Annotated in this window: 20 protein-coding genes; 14 read left to right on the top strand and 6 right to left on the bottom strand. The window is 35.2% G+C overall.

Going from position 1 to position 23217, the window contains the following annotated elements; all coding sequences use genetic code 11:
- The 7 genes from ABY905_RS04715 to ABY905_RS04685 form a co-directional block, all read left to right on the top strand.
- The coding region (locus ABY905_RS04715; protein ID WP_372641074.1) for an HYR domain-containing protein at positions 1 to 822 on the top strand (822 nt) is incomplete at its 5' end.
- Between the two features lie 39 nt (positions 823 to 861).
- A complete protein-coding gene (locus tag ABY905_RS04710; RefSeq protein WP_372641072.1) occupies positions 862 to 1716 on the top strand; it encodes a hypothetical protein in 855 nt (284 codons plus the stop codon).
- 23 nt (positions 1717 to 1739) lie between these two features.
- Entirely contained in the window at positions 1740 to 2591 is an 852-nt protein-coding gene (locus ABY905_RS04705; RefSeq protein WP_372641070.1) for a hypothetical protein, read from the top strand.
- Between the two features lie 21 nt (positions 2592 to 2612).
- Complete coding sequence (locus ABY905_RS04700) at positions 2613 to 3506, top strand: hypothetical protein (protein WP_372641068.1); 894 nt, start codon at positions 2613 to 2615, stop codon at positions 3504 to 3506.
- A 35-nt stretch (positions 3507 to 3541) separates the two neighbouring features.
- Positions 3542 to 4225 (top strand): hypothetical protein, encoded by a 684-nt coding sequence (locus ABY905_RS04695; RefSeq protein ID WP_372641066.1) that lies wholly within the window; start codon positions 3542 to 3544, stop codon positions 4223 to 4225.
- Positions 4226 to 4251: 26 nt separating this feature from the next.
- Positions 4252 to 6807, top strand: a complete 2556-nt coding sequence (locus ABY905_RS04690) for a gliding motility-associated C-terminal domain-containing protein (RefSeq protein ID WP_372641064.1) — start codon at positions 4252 to 4254, stop codon at positions 6805 to 6807.
- Between the two features lie 243 nt (positions 6808 to 7050).
- Positions 7051 to 8112, top strand: a complete 1062-nt coding sequence (locus tag ABY905_RS04685) for a PorP/SprF family type IX secretion system membrane protein (RefSeq protein WP_372641062.1) — start codon at positions 7051 to 7053, stop codon at positions 8110 to 8112.
- Between the two features lie 207 nt (positions 8113 to 8319).
- On the opposite strand, the gene rsmI is transcribed toward ABY905_RS04685, so the two are convergent.
- Both rsmI and ABY905_RS04675 read right to left on the bottom strand, forming a co-directional pair.
- Positions 8320 to 9036 carry a 16S rRNA (cytidine(1402)-2'-O)-methyltransferase gene (gene rsmI / locus ABY905_RS04680; RefSeq protein ID WP_372641060.1) on the bottom strand — a complete coding sequence of 239 codons (717 nt, stop codon included), beginning with the start codon at positions 9034 to 9036 and terminating at the stop codon, positions 8320 to 8322.
- Positions 9037 to 9136: 100 nt separating this feature from the next.
- A complete protein-coding gene (locus ABY905_RS04675; RefSeq protein WP_372641058.1) occupies positions 9137 to 9808 on the bottom strand; it encodes a hypothetical protein in 672 nt (223 codons plus the stop codon).
- A gap of 343 nt (positions 9809 to 10151) precedes the next feature.
- Here ABY905_RS04675 and ABY905_RS04670 point away from each other — a divergent pair, with 343 nt between their 5' ends.
- A complete protein-coding gene (locus ABY905_RS04670) occupies positions 10152 to 10730 on the top strand; it encodes a thymidine kinase (protein ID WP_372641056.1) in 579 nt (192 codons plus the stop codon).
- A gap of 45 nt (positions 10731 to 10775) precedes the next feature.
- Positions 10776 to 13244: a bifunctional UDP-N-acetylmuramoyl-tripeptide:D-alanyl-D-alanine ligase/alanine racemase gene (locus ABY905_RS04665; protein ID WP_372641054.1), complete on the top strand. Its 2469-nt coding sequence runs from the start codon at positions 10776 to 10778 to the stop codon at positions 13242 to 13244.
- A 90-nt stretch (positions 13245 to 13334) separates the two neighbouring features.
- Here ABY905_RS04665 and ABY905_RS04660 read toward each other — a convergent pair whose 3' ends face one another.
- Positions 13335 to 13505: a DUF362 domain-containing protein gene (locus ABY905_RS04660; protein WP_125029604.1), complete on the bottom strand. Its 171-nt coding sequence runs from the start codon at positions 13503 to 13505 to the stop codon at positions 13335 to 13337.
- 202 nt (positions 13506 to 13707) lie between these two features.
- Positions 13708 to 14889, bottom strand: coding sequence for a M20 family metallopeptidase (locus ABY905_RS04655; RefSeq protein ID WP_372641052.1), 1182 nt, complete (start codon positions 14887 to 14889; stop codon positions 13708 to 13710).
- 406 nt (positions 14890 to 15295) lie between these two features.
- On the opposite strand from ABY905_RS04655, the gene ABY905_RS04650 reads away from it, so the two are divergent.
- From ABY905_RS04650 to ABY905_RS04640, 3 genes are all read left to right on the top strand, one after another.
- A complete protein-coding gene (locus ABY905_RS04650; RefSeq protein ID WP_372641050.1) occupies positions 15296 to 16390 on the top strand; it encodes a DUF1573 domain-containing protein in 1095 nt (364 codons plus the stop codon).
- 262 nt (positions 16391 to 16652) lie between these two features.
- The gene (gene meaB / locus ABY905_RS04645) at positions 16653 to 17783 is read left to right on the top strand and encodes a methylmalonyl Co-A mutase-associated GTPase MeaB (RefSeq protein WP_372641048.1); all 1131 of its coding nucleotides are present in this window, start codon (positions 16653 to 16655) and stop codon (positions 17781 to 17783) included.
- A gap of 136 nt (positions 17784 to 17919) precedes the next feature.
- The gene (locus ABY905_RS04640) at positions 17920 to 19017 is read left to right on the top strand and encodes a redoxin domain-containing protein (RefSeq protein WP_372641046.1); all 1098 of its coding nucleotides are present in this window, start codon (positions 17920 to 17922) and stop codon (positions 19015 to 19017) included.
- A gap of 167 nt (positions 19018 to 19184) precedes the next feature.
- Here ABY905_RS04640 and ABY905_RS04635 read toward each other — a convergent pair whose 3' ends face one another.
- Both ABY905_RS04635 and ABY905_RS04630 read right to left on the bottom strand, forming a co-directional pair.
- Complete coding sequence (locus tag ABY905_RS04635; protein WP_372641044.1) at positions 19185 to 19949, bottom strand: Crp/Fnr family transcriptional regulator; 765 nt, start codon at positions 19947 to 19949, stop codon at positions 19185 to 19187.
- 105 nt (positions 19950 to 20054) lie between these two features.
- A complete protein-coding gene (locus tag ABY905_RS04630) occupies positions 20055 to 21701 on the bottom strand; it encodes an NAD+ synthase (RefSeq protein ID WP_372641042.1) in 1647 nt (548 codons plus the stop codon).
- A gap of 270 nt (positions 21702 to 21971) precedes the next feature.
- Between ABY905_RS04630 and gldB the strand changes: the two genes are divergently transcribed.
- Both gldB and ABY905_RS04620 read left to right on the top strand, forming a co-directional pair.
- On the top strand, positions 21972 to 22970 hold the full coding sequence (gldB, locus tag ABY905_RS04625) for a gliding motility lipoprotein GldB (protein WP_372641040.1): 999 nt from the start codon (positions 21972 to 21974) through the stop codon (positions 22968 to 22970).
- Between the two features lie 31 nt (positions 22971 to 23001).
- On the top strand, positions 23002 to 23217 hold a 216-nt coding region (locus ABY905_RS04620; RefSeq protein ID WP_372641038.1), incomplete at its 3' end, for a 5-formyltetrahydrofolate cyclo-ligase.

Below are 23217 nucleotides of genomic sequence, written 5' to 3'. Positions count from 1 at the left end.
GCCAGTTTGGTAGCTAGCAAAACAACATTTGATTGTTCAAATATTGGAGCTAACACGGTAACCTTAACGGTAACGGATAATAATACCCAGGTTTCTACTTGTACCTCAACGGTAACCGTAGAAGATAAAGTATTGCCAACAATCAATTGTCCAGGAAATGTAAGTGTTAATGCTGATGCAGGAAACTGTACAGCAAGTTCAGTCGCATTAGGAACACCAACAACAGCCGATAATTGTTCTATTGCAAGTGTAACTAATGATGAACCAGCAGTCTTCCCAATTGGAAATACAACGGTAACCTGGACTGTAGAAGATGGATCAGGAAACACAGCGACTTGTGATCAAACAGTAACGGTAACAAAAGAAAACAATATTGAAGTCGTTGACGTAACAGGAACATCAGATCCTGAAACCAATATTGGAATAATAAATGGAACTCACTGTCCAGATTTAAATGGATTACAAGCAGTAATTACTCCATCTGGGAATACTTATTCAGCAGGGATATCACAAGTACAGTTTAGAGTTAATCGTTTATGTGATACAGGGGCTTGGTCTTTTGCATATCTAATAAATGGAGCTGATGTCGACAAATTAGTGCTGACAACAGATGCAGGAACACCAATAAACGCTTCTAATGTAATTAGCGTACCAGCTGAAACAAATTATGTGCTTTTCACGATTGACGTGGATAATGAGATAAACACAGCATTACCAATTGATTTTAAAATTTCAGATGGTGGAACAGAAAGTGCAATAAAAGATGAAATTACAATACAACACAACTTGAAAATAATCCCACTCATTGGTGGCTTTGAATAATAAATAAAAATTAACTTACAATATCTAAATTAAACTGCTATGAAAAAGCTTTTACTCTCTCTCTTAATTTGTATGGGAATCACAATGATTTCTACTCAAACTTTTGCTCAACTTGATGCTGATGGTGCAAAATTGAAGCCTTTTGTAGGTAATACATATACCTACACATTTAATGGAATTACTGATGGTTTAGACTATGAGTTTTATATTAGTACATCAAATGTTGGAGTAGGTGCTGTAGATGCTGCTCGTACTGCTTATATAACCTCGACTACAGGTACGGTTTCAAGTAATAAAGCTGAAACAACAATTGCATGGCCAGCTCTTGCAGCAACAGATGTCGAAGTTTATCTTTTCGTTAAGATATCAGGAACTGGTACTTGCGATAATTACAATGCAGTTGGAATTACGCCTATTGCTAATGCCTTTAATCTTGCTATAGCTGATAATACTCCAGGAACAATTTCAGAAGAGTCTTGTCCAACTACAACAGGTTTGAAAGCTGTTGTTGCGCCAACCTCAAATCCAGCCTATATTTATGATGCCGGAACTACAACCTTAACCTATGAATTTACAAAATCAGGTAACACTAATAACTGGAATCTAGATTTTGATATTGTTCAAACTGGAACGGGTGATTATTCTTATACTTTTAATGGATCTACAACACCTATTGCTGTTGATAATGGAACAACCAATGTGGCTGTAAATGGATTAACATCAAATACTCAAACATTGACGATTACGGTTAATAATGTTCCAGGACAAACACCAGTATTTGTATTATCAACTAATTCTGTTGTTGATGCGGTTACAAGTGTTTCTCCAGGTACTCTACCTGCAGACTTAATTCATACGATTAAGTTAATGCCAGTAATAGGTTCTTTTAATTAGTAAAATCTAAAAAAACATATAATATGAAAAAGTTATTATTATCACTCGTTGTTTGTTTGGGCTTAGTATCTTTTGCCAGTCAAACATTTGCTCAAAGTACAGCTGTAGAACCTTATGATGGAGCTAAGCATACCTACACATTTTCTGATGTAGAGGCGAATGCTACTTATAAATTTTATGTGAGTACTTCTGTTGCAGCCTATGGTGTAGGTAGCGAAGTTGCAGATTTTGGAGCTTTTACAGGAACAGGAACCGGATTAATTGGAGGAACAAATGGAGATGCTGCTGTTGAAATTACTTGGGCTACAGATGCAGCTGCAAAATATGGTGCAGCAGGAGTTTATTTATTTCTTGAAGTAACTGCAGCGAGCAGTACTTGTGGTGTAGGCAACTATAAAGCTGTGCATATTATGCCTAAATCGAATAACTTTAATGTTGATGTCGTTGCAACTATAACAAATCCTTCTTGTGCTAGTTTAGTTGCTTTACAGCCAGTTGTAAATGATGCAGATATAAATGTTAATACAGATTATGTTGCAGGAACAACTACTATGACATTTGATATTACTCGTCAGAATGCGACAAATAAGTGGAGTGGAGGATATGATGTAACATGTAGTGATGCAACTGTATCATTTACAATTTCTGGAGCACCAGCTGCAACAGGAACTAAATCAGGAACTATCGCGGCAGAAACTAATAATACTGTTACTGTAACTCTTGTGATGACAAATACTCCTGGAAGTAATCCAACTTTCACCTTAACGATGACTAATGCTACAGATGACGCAACAGCACTTTCAGATTTGAGTTTGGATTCTGATAGTCAGGTAATCAATTTGATGCCTTCAATTGGTGGCTTCGTAGGAATTTAATTAATGTTTAAATAATAAAAGATGAAAAACATATATAAATTATTAATAGCACTTGTTGTTTTAGTTGGTTCAGCAGAACTTTCTAAGGCACAGAGTACTTATAATAACCCATGGCAAGGTTCTTCTCATACTTATACTTTTGGTGCTATGAATGCAGCAAATGATACTGAGTGGTATATCTCTCAAACTGCTGGTGTTGGTGTAACTCCTATTGTTGGATCTGCAGGTAATCATTTTACTATTGCCGCAGTTGACGGTACTGGTACAGCAATAGCTGGAGATGGAACTCTTTCAGGAAAAGGTATCTCTACTGTAAGAGTGAATTGGGATGGAACAGCTTCAGGAACCTATTATCTATATCTTAAGGTGACCGATGCAGGAAATGGTTGTGAGAATTTAAAAGGTTATAAAGTTACAATAGCAGCAGGTACGTTTAATGCGATTGCACTTAATGTTACCGGAGCTGGTACTCCTGGAACAGTTGCTGCAGGTGATCCTAGTATTAAAACGACTACCTGTCCTGATCAAACAGGCTTTAATCCGATTGTGAATGACGGTTATGATCTGGGAACATCAGCTTTAGTATTCAGAGTAAATCGTGAATTTACTAATAGTGTAAATGCTTGGCAAGTTGGACTAAACTTGACAGGTGCTACAATTACATCTGTTAACGATGAAGCAGGAGATCCAATTACTGCTGTAGGAGGAAACTATCCAGTTGCTGGTGATGAAGATTATGTTTTGGTTTATGTATCTGTGACTAATGCGGAATCAACACCATTAGTAACTTTTGCAATTGATAAATCAAATACAAAAGACCTAGTAACTTTAGCTGAAGATACAGGTTCTGGAGATTCTGTAACACATACATTCAATGCCTTACCTGCTATTGGTAATATTGCAGGAGGAAACTAATATAAATGAAAATAAGCTCAGTATATAAAACATTAATGACACTTGTCATTATCATCCTCTCACTTGCTTCGGCAAGTGGGCAGGGTGCATATACTGTTGTGCTTAATTCTAAAATAAAATATAAAGTAGCGGCCAATGCCGATGTTCAAACTTACGATTGGAAAGTTTATACTAATAATTTATTAACGGCTGAAGCAACTGCTTTGGAATGTTTATTATCACCCGTATCTGGTGAAAGCAATGCCATTTCGGTGGAATGGTTACAAGATGGGGAGTATTATCTTACCTTGCATGCAACTGGAAATAACGGTTGTACAAATAAAAAGTCATGGAAATATACGGTGGGATCTACACCTACAATAGCCTTTGATCAATTAGCATCGGAAGATTGTTCTGATGATGATAATAGTTTTGCTACACTTTTAGTAGCTAAATTCGATACCGATACTGATTTATCGGAAACCCATTACCCTCTAACTGTAACTTATCGAATTGCAGGAGAAGCAGAGGATAGAACTGCAACAGTTGATTTTGCAGACAAATTATTTCCGATTGAAGGAATAATTGAAGATATTAACAATGAAACAATTAATAAGATAACGATAATTAGTGCCTTTAATAAATATGGAGGAAATCTTAATATCGTTGCTGGACAAGATATACATACAAGAACTATATTTAAGCAGCCTGTTATTACAGGAACTATTACGGTAAATTAGATTTATACTTAAATAAAAAGAAATAGATGTTAAGAACCTTACTACATAAAACACTGCTAACTGCAATAGCGATCCTTCTAGGAGGATTAGCTGTTGTGGCGCAGCATAATGTAGTAAAGGGAACTGCCTTGAGCTTTAAGGCCGAAGAGAATACAGCTGTTGATTACCGTTGGGAAATTTATAGCGTAGATGCTGGGACAACAGTTAATTTAGCGTCTAATACACATATCTCTGAAGAGTATACCTTTAATGTTTCTGGTAATTATCAGATAAAGGTTTACCCTGTTGATAAGCTGAGTCGTTGTTTGGGTGAACCTTTGGTTCTAGCGGTTACCGTTTCAGGTGATGCACCAACTATTATTTTCGATGATTTATCTACACCTTATGTTTGTTCTGCAAATAATGGGGTTAATCCGAGAGCGGAGATAGCTTGTACCGTGAATTACACTGGTCCTATTCCATGGACATTTAAGTATTCTGTAGATAGAGAACCTGCTGTATTGCCTCAAGGCGCTGATGAAATTTGGACGTCTACTTTTGATTTCGTTGTGACCATTCGAAACACATCCGGAAGAAAATCGCGTTCAGAAATCATGATTGTTGAGGGCAAGAGTCTTTCAGGTCTTGAAATTGTTGAGAATATCGATGATCATAGAGTTGAGATTGATGTACTTGGTTTACCAGATACAAAATTCTTAGATTTTGAACCAGTTGTTATGGCTGGAACTTTACAATCGTATAAGGTAAATATTCTAAGACATGATCCAAATATCACACCAACATCTCCTGCTAATAGTAAGAGATATGAAATCTTTGTTCCAGATGGAGCGACGGTATTGAATGAAAACACCATCCTATTGGCCGATGAACTTCATTCTGAGTTGACTTTTGACATTCAGTGGGGTGATGAATTGGGTGCTAAGGAAGTTAAGTTGATTGAGAAGAATGGATTCAATTGTTATGGAGATACCATTTCTGCAGATATCAATGTGATTGAAACCTTCCTGGTTGACCTAGGAGATGATAAAGATATTTGTAAAGGAAGCGATATAGAATTGTCTCCAAGTATTAATATGGATGGAACTTTCACTTATACCTGGTCTACGGGTGAAACTAGCGAAACGATTCGTGTAAATACATCAGGAACATATACATTAACGGTAGCAGAAACCAATCTGAATAAAACCTCAGTGGCTAGTGTACAAGTTAATTTACTTGATTTACCAGTTGTTGATTTAGGTGAAGATTATGAACTTGCTGATGGTGAAATTAAAACGCTTGATGCAGGATTAAATGATACTTACTTGTGGTCTAATGGTGAAACCACAAGAACAATTGATGTTGATAGGAGTGGTTTATATTTCGTTACTGTAACTAGCGCTAATGGCTGTCAGGCAAGCGATGAAATTAACATCACAAGTGTGAATGATGTTTTTGCCATCGAATTGGGCGGTGACATTCAAGCTTGTGTAAATGATGAAATAACTCTTAATCCAAATCCAAGTATCTCTCAGAATTATAAATACAAATGGAGTACTGGAGACGAAACACAAACCATCAGTGTAACTGAATCGGATACCTATTCAGTTGTTGTAACTGATGATAATGGTAATGTGAAACGAGATGAGATCGTTGTTTTATTTAATGCTTTACCAATTGTTGATTTAGGAACTGATCGTTATATCTATGAAGATGAAACGATAACTCTTGATGCAGGCAATACTGGAGCTGGTACTACTTACTTGTGGAGTACGGGTGAAATAACTCAAACGATCGATGTTACAGTAGAAGGCGTTTATAGCGTAAGCATAACCAATGCAAATGGCTGTTCTAATACTGATGAACTGACATTAACGAGTAATGGTGGAAAGAAATTCACCGTTGACTTGGGTGATGATATTGAAATTTGTGAAGGTGATAGAGCTTACCTTGAACCGATTATTGATAGAGAAATTGATGCGACTTATAAGTGGATTCCAGGCGAATCAACAGCTAAAGGTATTTATGTTGATAAGAAAGGTAAATATTGTGTTGAAGTTTCAGATGCCTTTGGTAATAAAGAAACAGCTTGTGTTGATGTGTTTATTAATGCGTCACCAATAGTTGATTTAGGAGATGATATTAGCCTTGATGCTGGTGAAACAGCTATATTGGATGCAGGTAATGACGACAGTTTCTTTCAATGGTCTACAGGTGCTATATCACAAATCATAGAGGTTGGTACTGCAGGTGATTATTCGGTTGCTGTAACGAGTCCTAAAAATTGTATAGGTCGTGATGAAGTTAATGTCTCCTTCCCACAGGGTGAAAATTTTGTTGGATTCCCATCTGGTTTTACGCCTAATGGTGATGGAAATAATGATGTGCTTTTTGTACGTGGTAATAATATTAAAAAAGTAACCTTTATTATTTATAATAGAGGTGGACAGCAAATTTTCCAATCGAATCGACTTGAAGTAGGTTGGGACGGTACACACAAAGGACAGTTGCAACGAATGGATGCTTATATTTATTATCTGAATGTTAGTTTCGATAATGGAACCTCTGTGCAAAAACGAGGCGAAGTGACTTTAGTTAACTAAACTATGACGAACGGTTCAATTTTATTGTTGATTGAAATCTGTTTTTGATGGAACATAAATTTTGTGTAATGAATAGTTAGAGAAAGAGTAAGCTTCGGTAAAAAAATATTCGTAATTTAACGCACTATGTTTTGATGGGTAATAAAGTTTATTACCCATTTGTTTTGATAAATTTGTTGCAGTCAGTTTTCAGAGTTATATTCAACTGGATTAAACATTTGCAAGTAATTCGATTATTCGAGTATGAATAAATATAAGATACTATTTGTTGTCTTTATTGCCTTCTTAGGATTGAAGCATGTTTCTGCGCAGCAGGTCTACTCTTCTCAATTCTACTCGATGCCTGTATTCCTAAATCCCGCACTTACAGGGAACTCTGATTATAATGTAAGAACCGGCGTGAACTATAGGAACCAATGGAACTCTGTCACAACCCCCTTTGTTTCTCAAGCTGCATATATCGATGGAAAATTGTCGTTCCCATACTTAGGCGCTTCTTGGTTAGGTGTTGGAGGGGTTATCTTTAATGATAAAGCTGGTGAAGGTGGTTTGAAGACTAACCAATTGATGTTGACAACATCGTTAAATAAAAGTTTGAATAGGGGCAATACACTGTTCTTTCATGGTGGTTTAGGTATCGAATTGGTTAATAAATCAGTCGATTATAATAAGCTGGTTTTCGATGAACAATGGGATGGAACAATTTTTAATAAGGATTGGAAAAAAGGAGAACCTTTAGGAAGACAAACCCTATTTTATATAGATTTCTCATTAGGGGGATCTTTTACTTATTTTAGAGGGAAAACAAAATATTTCTTTGGAATGGCTGTTTCTCATCTAAACCAGCCCAATGAGTCTTTCTATGAAATTACAAATAACTTGAAAAGGAGTTATAATTTTCATGGAGGTGTTGAAACAAAGTTAAGCTCGAGATTATATATCAAGCCAGAGTTTATGTATAAAAGTGAGTATTTAAGTACTGAATTAGTATTAGGTGCTAACTTTGCAATGGCTACGAGTGATAAAAAAATTGTTTTGCACTATGGTGTATGGTATCGTAATAAGGAAGATATTATTCCTACAATAGGTTTTCAAAAGAATAGGTTTAAATTTCTTCTATCCTACGATATAGATGTATCCGCGTTGCAATTGACATCTGCCAGCAAAGGAGGTCTGGAGATATCTTTAACATACAACTATAATTATTCTAGTCCAAGAAATGTGAAGAGACTAGAACGTAGAAGAAAGGCTAAAAAGATAGGCGATAAAGCTATTTCTTGCCCTAAGTTTACGAATGAAGACTAAGAAACTGATTCAAAATTTATCCTTTAACTTTTTTATAAGCTAAAAGTCTCATAACTAAGTTGATTTATCTTTAAGTAGAATTACTATATGTATTAAAATCTACCTTGTTACAAGTTTTTTTTCTTGGATAAAAATTTTCACAACTTCTAATTTCTATTCAAAAAAAAATCCCCTTATCCGTAGGGAAAAGGGGAATTGTATAAGACCTTAAATTCGGTCCTTCTTAATATATTCTTTTTTCTTCTTTTTTTCGATTTCTTTACCACCAACCACAATTACGATTTCACCCTTCACTGTTTTTGCAGAAAAGTGTGCAATAAGTTCCGTTAGTGTACCTCGTACATTTTCTTCATACAGTTTTGTGATTTCACGAGAAACAGAAGCTTTACGATCTTCTCCCATAATTTCAGCAAATTGTGTTAAGGTTTTCACCAAGCGGTGAGGCGATTCGTAAAATATCATGGTTCTTTGTTCTTCAGCTAATTCGTTTAGTTTGCTCTGACGACCTTTCTTTTGAGGTATAAAACCCTCGAAACAGAAACGCTCGTTAGGAAGTCCAGAATTAACAAGTGCTGGAACAAAGGCCGTAGCACCGGGAAGACATTCTACTTCAATATCATTATCTAAGCAATGTTTTACCAGAAAGAAACCAGGATCTGAAATTGCCGGTGTTCCTGCATCGGAAATTAAAGCAATGGTTTGGCCTGCTTTTATTCGATCAACAATTTGTTGAGAAGCTCTATGCTCGTTAAACTTATGATGTGAAATTAAAGGCTTACTTATTTCATATCGCTTCAGTAAAAAACCAGAAGTACGCGTGTCTTCAGCAAGAATAACATCAACTGACTTTAAAACATTAATGGCTCGAATGGTGATGTCTTCGAGGTTTCCAATTGGAGTTGGGACTATATAAAGTTTCGACATGAAAAATGTATTGCAATTACTAATTAGTGCTCAAAGATAAGGAGATTGTGATCATTACTTGTGAAAAATTAAATTTTCCAGTTCAAATTTACGAATTAGCCTATTCGAACTTTCTTTTGATAAGATTGAAGAATTGAATAACGGCATCTTTCTCATTATCCCACTGCTTCGTTTTATTGAAATGTGAAATGATTTTGTTGCAATCGATTTGCTTATTGATATAATTTATTGCTGACTTATAGTCTTCAGAATTGTTGTCAAAAAGCTCACGAATAAATAAGAACTGGTCATTTATTCCAATGGCGGATTGAATATCGACTAGCTTAGATTTTTGAATTTGCTCCTGTAAATTTTTGCCTACAGTAGCTTGAAGCTTATCATTAAGGGTTGAAGCAGTTTTTTCAACATTATTTTTAATGGGTTCAATGAGTTGTATACCCTCTTCAATATAATGCGATTCACTTATGGCTTTAACTTCTTCTATTGCTGCTGCTTTTATGGGCGTAGACTGAATTTCATATTCTTCTATAACGGATTTCGATTGTTTGTCAGAATTATTTTCCGAGTCAAGGGGAGTAGAGGTAAAATCGATTTCTTGATTGTCTAGATTTAACTTGAGAATTTCAACATCTTTATTCAAACTAGCTAATCGAGATTCTAACAAGGGAAAGCCGCTTTTTAAGTCATCCTGTTCATTCTGAAAATGATTGATCAGGTTTTTAATTTCCTCAAGATTATTGTTTATGAGTTGAATGATTATTTTATTGTTCATTGTTCTTATAATTATTTCAAGATGAAATTTTAGCCTAATAAAGGCGCTCATCTTGAAAGATTAGAAATGAAAATTAACCCATTGTTTGATTTATCTGATTAATACGGATTCTTTCAAAATAAGATATCCACCATGGGATGTTTAGTGAAAATACATCTGTGAAAGCTTGTAAGTAGGTGAATCTTATTCATATAATCATGAGTTGTTCTAAATATTGAGTTTTATAAATTCACTTGATTTACAGCCCAGTACAACTTGATGATAATATCCCGCAAATTACTAAATAAATTTAGAGCTTTTCTTATTTTTGTGTGACGAAGTAAAATGACTAAAGAAAATAAATATGTTTCTTGAAAACGATATTAATAGTGCAGGAAGTAAAGGGTGGATTGAGGTTGTGGCAGGTTCAATGTTTTCTGGAAAAACGGAAGAGTTAATCCGACGTTTGAACCGAGCAAAAATTGCCAAGCAGAAAGTCGAAATCTTTAAGCCGAAAGTTGATACACGATATTCTGATGATGAAGTGGTGTCGCACAACGCTAATGCTATTCGCTCAACACCAGTTGAAACTGCTGCGAATATTTTACTATTGTCAAGTGATGTTGAGGTTGTTGGTATTGACGAGGCTCAGTTTTTTGACGATGGTCTGGCTGAAGTTTGTAATATACTTGCTAACCAAGGTATACGCGTAATTGTAGCTGGTTTGGATATGGACTTTCAGGGAAAACCTTTTGGTCCAATTCCCGGGTTGATGGCTACAGCTGAATATGTAACTAAAGTGCATGCTGTTTGTATGCAATGCGGCAATTTGGCTCAATATTCACATCGTCTTTCCGATACGGATAAATTGGTTCTTTTAGGAGAAAAAGATGCTTACGAACCTCTATGTCGAGTTTGTTATCGCAAGGTTAAAAGCAACTAATTACCTATCTTACAATACAATTAATCTTTTACCTAAGAGCTGATTTTGAATTCATCTAAAACATATCAATTATATCATATTGCTCAGATTGTTGGCGGGACCTTAGTTGGTGATGATGATTTCCAGATTGACAGGTTATCTATTGATAGTCGGACTTTGGTTTTGGCATCTAAAACTTTGTTTTTTGCTTTAGTTGGGGAAAGACATAATGGTCATGACTACATCCACGACCTATATGATAAAGGAATTCGTGCTTTTGTGGTAAGTGAAAGTGTTGACTACAGTAATTTTGAAGATTGTAATTTTATTGTAGTAGCAGATACCCTTAATGCTTTACAGAGGCTCAGTGCACATCATCGTAAAAACTTTACTTATCCGGTAATTGCCATAACAGGTAGTAATGGAAAAACGATAGTAAAAGAGTGGTTATACCAAGTTTTAAGTCCACATTATCGAATTGTTAGAAGTCCCAAGTCATACAATTCTCAAGTAGGTGTCCCTATTTCGGTATGGCAAATGAATAGTGAGGATGAATTAGCTATTTTTGAAGCAGGCATTTCTAAGCCTTGTGAGATGGATAAGCTAGAAAAAATCATTCAGGCTACTGGAGGTGTTTTTACTCATTTAGGGGCTGCTCATCGTGAGAATTTCGAAGATACAAAAGCTTTACTTGATGAAAAACTGAAGCTATTTGCTTCCTGTGAGTGGATCGTCTATTGTGATGACGATACTAGCGTAAGTGATGCGATAAAAGAACGATATGCAAAGTCGAAAGAATTGCTGAATTGGTCTCGGAAGTCAGATGCTAGTTTGCGGATTCTTTCAGAAAAGGTTGATAATGGTAAGATAGAATTGAAAGCTATTTATAATGGTGAAGAGAAAATGATTCTACTCCCATTTATAGATAAAGCTTCAATTGAAAATGCAATTAGCTGTTGGTTGACTTGCCTTCACTTAGGATTGTCTGATGAGCACATTTATAAGGGATTTTGTGACTTGCAGGCGGTAGCCATGCGCATGGAAATTAAAGAGGGACAAAATAACTGCCTACTGATTAATGATTTTTATAATTCCGATCTTGGATCTTTAGCAATCGCTCTCGATTTGATGAATCAGCATGGGAAAGAGAGAAAAAAAACGGTTATACTATCTGATATTTTTCAGTCAGGTTTGCAACCAGAAGATTTATATGCTCAGGTATCTGAATTACTCATTTTAAATGAGATTGATAAAATTGTAGGTATTGGAGTTGATATTGCTTCTCAGGCAAAAAGATTTCAGTGTGAGTCGATTTTTTATCCAACAACAGAAACCTTTTTAAAATTGATAGATACAAATCTATTTAAAAACGAAATCATATTGATTCGAGGTGCTCGCGATTTTCGATTTGAACGAATTTCCAGTGCCCTTCAATATAAAGCCCACCGAACTATACTAGAGGTCAATTTGACAGCTATGGTGCATAATTTGAACTATTTTAGATCACTTCTGCAGCCTAATACCAAATTGATGGTCATGGTAAAAGCTTTCTCATATGGAAGTGGTTCTACTGAGATAGCCAATCTTCTTCAATATCACCACGTAGATTATCTAGCTGTTGCTATTGCCGACGAAGGTGTTGACTTACGTACCAATGGTATAAGTACACCCATAGTGGTCATGAATCCAGAGTTGCATAGTTTTGAAACTATGATTGATTACAACCTGGAACCCGAGATCTATAGTTTAAGTGTATTGAAGAGTTTTGAATCTATTCTCAAAAAATCAGGTCTGAAGAATTATCCTATCCATTTAAAATTGGATACAGGTATGTACCGTATGGGGTTCGTTATTCATGAATTAGATGAATTAATCAGCTACCTTAAAGATAATTCTTATTTCCATATTCGATCGGTTTTTTCACATTTAGCTGGTTCTGATGAAGAAATTCATGATGATTATACAGAATCTCAAATTGACAAATTTGAAGAATGGAGCAGGAAAATTTGTACAGCTTTTTCATATAAAATTGATAGACATATTCTTAATACATCAGGTATAGAGCGATTTCCTAATGCTCAGTTCGAGATGGTTCGTTTGGGTATAGGACTTTATGGCGTAAGCGCTACAAAGCAGAATATGTTGATGAATGTGAGTAGTCTGAAAACGACTATATCTCAAATAAAATGGGTTGAGAAAGATCAAACAGTTGGTTATAGTCGCAAGGGTAAACTCGATAAGAAAAGTCGCATAGGTATTATCCCAATTGGTTATGCAGATGGTTTCAATAGGAAGTTAAGCAACGGGGTCGGTCAAGTATTGGTTAATGGAAAATTAGTATCCGTGGTTGGGAATGTTTGTATGGATATGTGCATGATTGATTTAACAGATGTTGAAGCTAAGGAGGGGGATTCTGTTATCATTTTTGGAGATGATTACTCTTTAATCAGAATAGCTGAAAAGCTTGACACTATTCCATATGAAATACTAACAACTGTATCGCGTCGGGTAAAACGTATTTATTTTCAAGAATAAAATATTTATCTAAAACAGGCTAAAAATAGAAGCAAAAAAAAAACCGATGATCTGATCATCGGTTTTTTTATGATATCTGTAGAGATACGGTTATTCAGGATGAATAGCTTCTACAGGACAAGCATCAACGCAAGTACCACAGTCAGTACATAGATCTGCATCGATAACATAACGCTCATCTCCCATAGAGATCGCTTCAACTGGACATTCCCCTTCGCATGAACCGCAAGAAATACAATCGTCGTTTATTACGTAAGCCATTGTGTTTTATTTTTTAGTGTTAATATTAATTGCAAATGTAGTATCATATTTTAAACACAAAAAGAAAATCGAATAGAATTCTTCTATTTTAAAAGAAATTAAATAGTGACTAAAGACTTGTCTTTGTCGGTATTGCCTTAATAGTCAGCAAATAAAGACTCTTGAGTCTTATAAAAAATGGTCTTTTACTATAATAAAAATCTTATTTGTTTAAGAAATCTATCGCTAAATAGGCCATTGTCCCCATCGATGTTTCTAAACTCATATCATCAGCCTCAAAACTAGATGTATGTAAACCATCTGATTTGTCTTTTTTTACGCCAAAACGATAAAAGCAAGATGGGTATTTCTGCGAATAAAAACCAAAGTCCTCAGTAGTCATTCTAATATCCATATCTTCTACTTTATCATGATCTAAATATGCAATCGCCGCACTTTTTGATGAACGGGTATAGTTGATATCATTGACCAAGAATGGATACCCATGTTTGATGTCTACTTCACATTTGGCTCCCATTCCTTTTGCAGTATTTTGTGCAATATCAGTTATGAGTTGTTTTGCTTTTGTACGCCACTCTTCATTCATGGTTCTAAAAGTGCCCTCAAGCTTAACTTCAGAAGGAATGATATTGGTTGCACCTTCAGCAATCATTTTTCCAAAGGTGAGAACTGTAGGGATTCGAATATCCGCATGTCTACTGACAATCTGTTGCAAAGCCACTACGATATGAGAAGCTATTAAAACCGTGTCGTCGCATTTGTGAGGCATTGCTCCATGTCCACCCTTACCTTTTACGTTCAGATAGATCTCATCACCTGAGGCCATATACATACCCTCACGAAACCCTACATGGCCCGATTCCATATCTGGCAAAACATGTTGTGCCATAATCAAATCTGGTTCAGTTGTTAGAGCACCTTCTGCCATCATCATTCTAGCACCACCAGGAAGTAATTCCTCACCAGGCTGAAAAATAAGTAAAACAGTACCTTCCCACTCATTCTTTAGTTGATTTAGAATTTTTGCAGTTCCAAGTAAGCTTGCCATGTGCATATCGTGACCACAGGCATGCATTATGCCATCGTTTTTCGAACAAATAGTATGGTCCTCATTTTCATGAACAGGTAAGGCATCCATATCGGCACGAAGAGCAAGTACCTTTTTATTAGGATTCTTACCTTCAATTTTTCCAACAATACCTGTTTTAACAAAACCACTTTTGTAAGATATCCCATAAGATTCGAGCTGCTTCTGTATGAATTTTGACGTTTCAAATTCTTCAAATGAGAGTTCAGGGTATTGATGCAGATGCGTTCTAATTGCCTTAATTCCTTCAAGGTAATTATGGCTTAGTTTTTTTATTTTATTGATGATATGATCCATGAATATATGTTCTAATCAATTTTTTTAGTTATCAATTACTTGCCAGTAATATTTTAAAAAGCTACGAATAGCATGAAAAAGGGAGGTGTTTCGTTTTTTTTGCATGCAAAGTAAAATTAGGAATTTCAATTTAAGAACCAATATTTTAATAATTTGTGAACGAATAGATTTCTTTAAGGAAGAATATGATAATCTAAATGTAGTAGATCTCCTATACCTATTGAGACATCTATTTTGCTTTTAATAACCATTAACAAGTATTTAACGATATAATATAGTGTTTTTATCTGATTTTAATTATTTTTGTGAGAATGATTTCTACTTTTGAAATCTGAACTAATTCTTTTTTACAACTTTAGTTTCGACTGTAACTATTGGGCAGTTGAAATGTTTTAATACAATAATTATGAGATTTTTTTATTTCCTACTGATTGGATTAGTATTATCAAACTTTGGGCTTAGTGCTCAAAATGCCAAGCCAGTGATGGAGTTTGGCTTAAAAGTTCACGATTTTGGAGCAATTAAAGAAGAAACAGGGAAACAAGTTTATTCTTTTGAATTTGTAAATAAAGGAACTTCTCCTATTGTTATACAGAATGTGCGTTCCTCATGTGGGTGTACGTCTCCTGATTGGAGTAAAGCTCCTGTTGCACCTGGTCAAAAGGGATTTATTAAGGCAACTTTCGATCCTAAAAATCGTCCAGGACCTTTCAATAAATCAATTACTGTAACTGCGAATACGAATCCTTCTATTTCTATTTTACGTATTAAAGGAGCCGTAACAGCTCGTGTTAAAACGGTTCAAGATTCTTTCCCACGAATGATGGCTGGTCTTAGAATGACAAGTAATCATTTGCCTTTTACTAAGGTGAAAAATAATGAGATTAAAGAAGCGACGCTTGAGGTTTATAACGATACGGATAGTGTCATGACAGTTGCCTTTAGAAGAACGCCATCTCATTTAAATATTAAACTTGTTCCAGAAAAAATTGCTCCAAAAAGCAGAGCTAAAATTGTAGCTGTATACGATGCTTCTAAGAAAAATGATTGGGGTTTTGTTACCGATTATCTGGATTTATTAATAAATGGAGTTTTTGCTCCAAGAAATCGCTTAACAATTAGTGCTGATATTACCGAAGATTTTGCAAAGTTATCCGATAATGAATTGGCGAATGCACCAAAATTAGAATTTGAAGAAAAAGTTTTCAACTTCGGAGAATTGTCCCAGGGTGAAAAAGCTGAGCATACTTTTCTAATGAAAAATACGGGAAAATCTGATCTTTTGATTCGTAAGACAAAAGCTTCTTGTGGTTGTACGGCTATTTCTCCACAATCTAAAGTTATTAAGGCTGGTGAATCTACAGAATTGAAAGTCGTTTTTAATTCGAGAGGGAAGCGAGGTCGCCAAAATAAACGTATAACAGTAATTACCAATGCACCTACTACCTCTAAAGTTGATTTGCGTGTAATGGGGAATGTGGTTATGCCTAAAGTAAACTAGAGCCAGAAACTTATTCTGATATTTTAATATTACTAATTGATAATATTGAAAAGGTTGTTCGAATTTAATTTCGACAACCTTTTTTTATAGATAGAAACGGATTGTTTCGGTCTATTTAGTTTATTCATAAGCCTGAATTTTTTAATTTCGCATTAGTAATAAAACGGAATAGTCATTAGAAATTCTTTTAGTATTAAACTAATGACTTCAAGTCGCTCAATTTTAGATATGCGATTTGGCTTATTAGATAAAAAATACAATCATGGTAGATAAAAAAGATAAAGGTCATATAGAAAACAACCCTTCATTCAAGGGCTTAAAGGTAAATTCAGGGATTAGCAGACCTCCATCAATTAATCCTAATATTGCCGAGCGTTTAAAAAACCGAAAACGTAAGGTGTATTCTGTTGAAGATTACATCAAAGGTATATTGGATGGAAATATGACTATTTTGAGTCAGGCCATAACATTAGTTGAAAGCTCAAAATTTGAACATCAAAAGACAGCTCAGGAAATTATTGAACGTTGTTTACCTTATTCTGGGAAATCAACTCGAATCGGTATAACAGGTGTTCCTGGTGCAGGAAAAAGTACTTTTATTGAAGCCTTCGGGAAACATGTTACAGGCATGGGACATAAATTGGCAGTTTTGGCAATTGACCCAAGTAGTGAGAGAACAAAGGGAAGTATTTTAGGAGACAAAACACGTATGGAGGAACTCGCAGTTGATCCTCTTGCCTATATTCGACCTTCACCTTCTGCGGGTTCTTTAGGTGGAGTTGCTCGTAAAACGCGTGAAAGTTTAATTCTATGTGAAGCTGCAGGATTCGATACTATTTTAATAGAAACGGTTGGTGTTGGTCAATCTGAAACAGCCGTGCATTCAATGGTTGATTTCTTCTTGTTGATACAAATTGCGGGTGCTGGTGATGAACTTCAGGGGATCAAGCGTGGTATTATGGAGATGGCAGATGCAATTGCTATCAATAAATGTGATGGAAGTAATATAACTAAAGCTCAATTGGCTCGAGTACAATTTGAGAATGCCCTGCATTTATTCCCTTTATCACCATCCCAATGGTCGCCTAAAGTTTTAAATTGTTCATCGATTGAGTGTACAGGTATCGATATGATTTGGGATATGATTATGGATTATTGTAAGCATACACATGAAAACAATTATTTCGAAACTCGCAGAAGCGAGCAAGCAAAATATTGGATGTATGAGACCATTCATGAACAATTACGAGACAATTTTTACCATGATAACAAAATCAAGGGAATGATTCCTGATTTTGAAAATAAGGTTTTAAATGATGAGATGAGCTCATTTATTGCGGCTTATAAGTTGTTGAATACTTACTATGATGAAGTTAAAAAAGGAGATGATTAGTTGAATAATTGAAGTAAATCTTATTAAATCCAACTTTGATGGCTAATAAGACGTACTTATCGAAATAACTTCTTCTAGTCAAATTAAATAATTAGATTTAGCGGAATATTTACTTAAAAATCAAAATACGTTTATTATGAAAAAATTACTATTTGCAGTAGTTGCAATTTCAGTCCTTTTTGCAGCCTGTGATACTCAAAAAAAATACGAGCTTTCAGGTCATATTGAAGGACAAGCAGAAGGAAAAATCTATCTGAATATTGAAAAGGATAGAAAATTTGTGAAAATTGATTCTGCTGATATCGTAAATGGAGCATTTAAGATTGAAGGTAGTGTAGCTGTTGCTGATATGTACTATTTACAAATTGATGATAAAAAAGGTGCAATTCCTGTTTTTCTTGAAAATGCACCAATTTCTGTAGAAGCTAACATCGAATCTTTACGTGATGCTAAAATCACGGGTTCTGTTTCTCAAGATCTATATAATGGTTTTGTAGCTACGATGATGGAATTCAAAGCAAAGCAAGAACCCATTGTTGCTGCTTATAAAAAAGCGATGTCTGAAAAGAATGAAGAAGCAGCAGAAAAAGCAATAAAAGAATACGAAGCTGTTGATTCTGTAAAGATGGAAACCGTTAAGACTTTCGTGAAAGGAAATGGTAATTCAGTTGTAGCAGCAGTTGTTTCTTATAGAAATTTATTGAATCAACTTAAAGTTGATGAGATGGAAGAGTTGTACAATACTTTTGGTGAGGATGTAAAAGCGTCAAGCAGCGCGCTATTAATCAAGTCTAAGATTGATATTTTGAAAAAAGTTGCCATTGGTCAACCAGCTCCTGACTTTACTTTAGATACGCCAGAAGGAACTCCTATGAGTCTTTCAAGTCTTAAGGGTAAAGTTGTGGTAATCGATTTCTGGGCATCATGGTGTGGACCTTGCCGTAGAGAGAATCCTCATATGGTTGAATTATATAAAGAGCTAAGCCCTAAAGGAGTTGAGTTCTTAGGTGTTTCTTTAGATAAAGATAAAGACAAGTGGTTGAAAGCGATTGAAGTTGATGGATTAATCTGGAAGCATGTTTCCGATCTGCAATATTGGAATTCAGCAGCAGCGAAACTTTACGGTGTGAATGGTATTCCTGCTACTGTTCTTATCGATCAGAATGGAACTATTGTAGCCAATAAAGTATTTGGTGATGAGCTAAAAGCTGAGATTGAAAAATTAATTCAGTAATTGAAAATATATTGAGGGAAACCTCTCTTATAAAACCTGATTGGTAGAAATACCTCTCAGGTTTTTTTATAAACAAAAGTGTTATTGTAGAAGAGATAGAGGCTAATTGTGAGCATGAAAAAAGGGAATCCAATAATGAATTCCCTGGTAAATATCTTGCGTTTGGATTAACCTAGTTTGCTAATTCTATCTAGTTTAACCTTATCTAAAATCTTAATTTTTCTACCATCAATTGCAATTACACCTTCGCTTGCAAAAGTTGAAAGCGTTCTAATGGCATTAGATGTTGTCATGTTTGATAAGTTGGCAATATCTTCTCTTGAAAGATAAACCTTGATTGTCATCCCATCATCTTCGAAACCATAAGTATCGCGAAGGAACAATAAAGATTCAGCCAAACGTCCTCGAATATGCTTCTGAGTTAAGGTGACGGTTCTATTATTTGAGAAACCTAATTCAGTAGCAAAAGAACGAATGATGCTTAAAGAAAGCTCAGAATTGGTTTTAATAAGTTTTAGAATCATATCATAGGTCACAGTACAGGTTACACAATCTTCAATAGCAACAGCTGATGCAATATTGTTTTCTTCTGCAAAAAGAGCCCTATATCCTATAAAACCTACTGGTTTCGCCATACGTACAATTTGTTCACGTCCGCCAACACCTTCTTTGAATATCTTCACTTTCCCTTCTTTTAAAGAGATCAGTCCAAGAGGTTTTTCGCCTTCTTTATAAATGTATTCACCCTTCTTAAAAAAGCTACAACTCATGTTGTGTAGAATGTTTTCTTTTTCTTCTGGAGTAAGAACATTAAATACTGAATTTGGATTGTTAATTACCTCTAAACAGATTTGTTCTCGAATCTTTTTATCACTTTCAATCATGATCGGACCTGGTATATGAATATAGAAATCGGATATGTTATAAAACATTCCAAATGTATGAAAATCAAATTAAATGGCAAAAGGAATAAAGAAATATATCTGTAATTATTATTGTGTTGTAATAACTACATAGTCAGTCAGATGTGCTTGTTTTTAATGTTTTGCGACCAAAGGAATTTTTCTTCCATAACCAAATGCCTTAGATGAAACGCGTAAAACAGGTGCCGTCTGGAATCTTTTATACTCATTCATGTTAACCAATCTAATGATCTTATCAACGACCTCTTTAGCAAATCCTTGCTCTATAATTTCACTAACAGGCATATTCTTTTCGATATACATGAAGAGGATCTCATCAAGTAGTTCGTAATCAGGAAGAGAATCAGAATCTTTCTGATCAGGACGTAATTCAGCTGATGGTGGTTTTACGATACTATTCAAAGGAATCACTTCTTCATCCTTATTCATAAAGTAAGCTAGTTTGAAAACGTCAGTTTTATAAACATCGCCCAAAACTGCAATTCCGCCATTCATATCGCCGTATAGCGTTCCGTAACCTACTGCAGATTCACTCTTGTTTGAGGTGTTCAAGACGATATGACCGAACTTATTTGATAATCCCATTATCAATGTTCCTCTAATTCGAGCTTGTATGTTTTCTTCTGCAATATTAAAAGGTAAATCGCCGAAGATAGGAGCCAAGCTGCTTTCAAATGATTTAAAAATATCTTGAATAGGCACAATTTCGTATTGAATACCTAAGTTATTCGCTAAGTCTATTGCATCTTTCACCGAATGATCAGAAGAGAATTCTGAAGGCATTAGCAAAACACGAACGTTTTCTTTTCCCAATGCTCTTTCTGCTAATACAACAGTTACTGCAGAATCGATACCACCCGAAAGACCCAATGTCGCTTTCTTGAAGCCCATTTTACCGAAGTAATCCTTAAGACCCAGAACAAGCGCATCATGGATTTTTTCGATATAATCAACCTCTTTCTCTTCAGCTTTCTGGTTTTCAATTTCATCGAGATCGATGAGGGCGAAATCTTCCTCAAAATAGTTGAGACGGCAAGCCACATCACCTTTTGAGTTGATAGCCATGGAATCGCCATCGAAAATCAATTCGGTATGGGCTCCAATCTGATTCACGTAGATAAGAGGCAATTGATATGTTTTGGAAACAGACTGAAGAATCTCAGTTCTGATTTTCTCATGATTGTGTGAAAAAGGCGATGCTGCAATATTCACAACAAAGTCAGGTTTTAGCTGGCTCAATTTTTCCATAGGCGAGATGGTATACAACTCTTCCTTCGCAAAATTGTTATCTACAGGCTGCTTTTCCCATAAGTCTTCACAAATGGTAAGGGCTATTTTCTTGCCTTTATACTCGACCAGATTGAATTCGGTGTTGGGTTCGAAATAGCGGTACTCATCGAAAATGTCGTATGTAGGTAGAAGAGTCTTGTTGTGAATGCTCTGAACTTTCCCATCACACATGAAAAAGGCAGAGTTGTATAAGTTTTTGCCTTTGGAATGAGGATTGATTGATGGGCCACCCATTACAGCAGCAATATCAACACAATGTGAAGCAACCAGATCGATAGCATTTAGTGTTTTCTCAATAAAATCTTTTCTCTCCAATAAATCTTTGGGAGGATAGCCACAAATTGCCAATTCTGAAAAAACAACCAAATCAGCTTGTTTGCTTTTTGCTTTATTTATGGCTTCGATAATTTTATTGGAATTGAGTTCGAAGTTTCCTATATGATAGTTCAGTTGTGCTAAAACAATCTTCATTTCTGTATGATTTACGACAAATTAGGTTTTCCTTCCTTAGAGAAGGAGATTCGCAAAGTTAATGATAAATCATTAATCTTTTAAAGCCCAAAGAGCTAATGAGTAAACAAAATTAAGCCTTATAAATATGGATTTTTAACTTTGATGCCTCCTGTATTTTGGTAATTTTGATGGTGACTTGTTTAGAATGAGTTCTATTTTGAATTTTTCTTAATCAAGATGATGCGCATTGAAAAGAGATAGGCTTTATTTTAAATTTTATAGATAATAATGAGAAAATTAGCATTTGGTTTGCTTTTAGGAATGACCTGTATGTTTGTAGCATGTCAATCGAATAAGCTTAAGGTTGATGTGTCAGATATCGATCTGGAAATTAATATCGAACGCTTTGAACAAAAGCTTTTTGATCTCAAAAAAGGAAGTTCTTTAGAGGACTTGAAAAGCAAATATCCACGAATCTTAAGATTATATTCCGAAAAGGTAATTGGTTTAGGCCATATTGATGACCTGAATTATAGCCAATATCTGAATAAGTTTCTAAATGATTCAACGATGAACCTAGTTGCGAATCAGATTGATTCGATATTCCCTAATCTTGATATTCAAGAGGAGGAGTTAACGGAGGGATTTAAACATCTGAAATATTACTATCCGCAAGCTGAAATTCCAAAGATATTTTCTCAGATCTCAGGTTTTAATCAATCTATAGTTGTTGATGAGGGTTTAATTGGTGTTAGCCTGGATAAGTATTTGGGAGAGGAATGCGAGTTTTATGCGCTACTTAGGCGTCCTGTTTATTTGCGCGAGAACATGACACCCAATAGAATTGCTCAGGATATTCTTTTGGCCTATGGCTTAACCGAGTTTCCTTTTAAGCCCAAAGCACACAATTTAATGGAGCAAATGATTTATCAAGGTAAGATTCTCTATTTCTTACAGGCCCTTTTGCCAGAAAAAGCAGAGTCTGATATCATTAAATACAACAATGAGGATTATAAGTGGTGTGTAGATAATGAAACTCAGGTTTGGGCATATCTGATTGAGCAAAAGCATTTGTTTAGTACCCATACCAATATGACTCGTAATTATATTAACGATGCACCTTTCACCACGGGTATGCCGCAGGAATCACCAGGACGTATTGGAACTTGGATTGGTTTACAAATCGTAAAATCATACATGACTAAGCATTCAGAATTAAGCATTCCCCAATTGATGGCGGAGGATGATTATGCTTCTATATTGAGAGAATCGGCTTACCAGCCTTGATAAAAAAATAAGAACAGTTTATTATTTTGTGATGATAGATGAAGAAAAGAAACGAATCCGTCGTGAGATTCGTGGTTTAAAGAATGCCGTTTCTCTTGAAGAGAAAACGAGTCGTTCAAAGGTCATATTAGAGAACGTTGAACAACTGCCTGAGTTTATAGCTGCAAAAACGGTGATGCTTTATTGGGCCATGTCCGATGAGGTACAAACTGCCGATTTTGTAATTAAGTGGTCTGCAAGTAAGCGT

The organism is Ancylomarina sp. (assembly GCF_041555295.1).
Classification (GTDB): domain Bacteria; phylum Bacteroidota; class Bacteroidia; order Bacteroidales; family Marinifilaceae; genus Ancylomarina.
The sequence above is the reverse complement of the archived record's forward strand: the minus strand, read 5'-3'. Positions and strand labels throughout refer to the sequence as shown.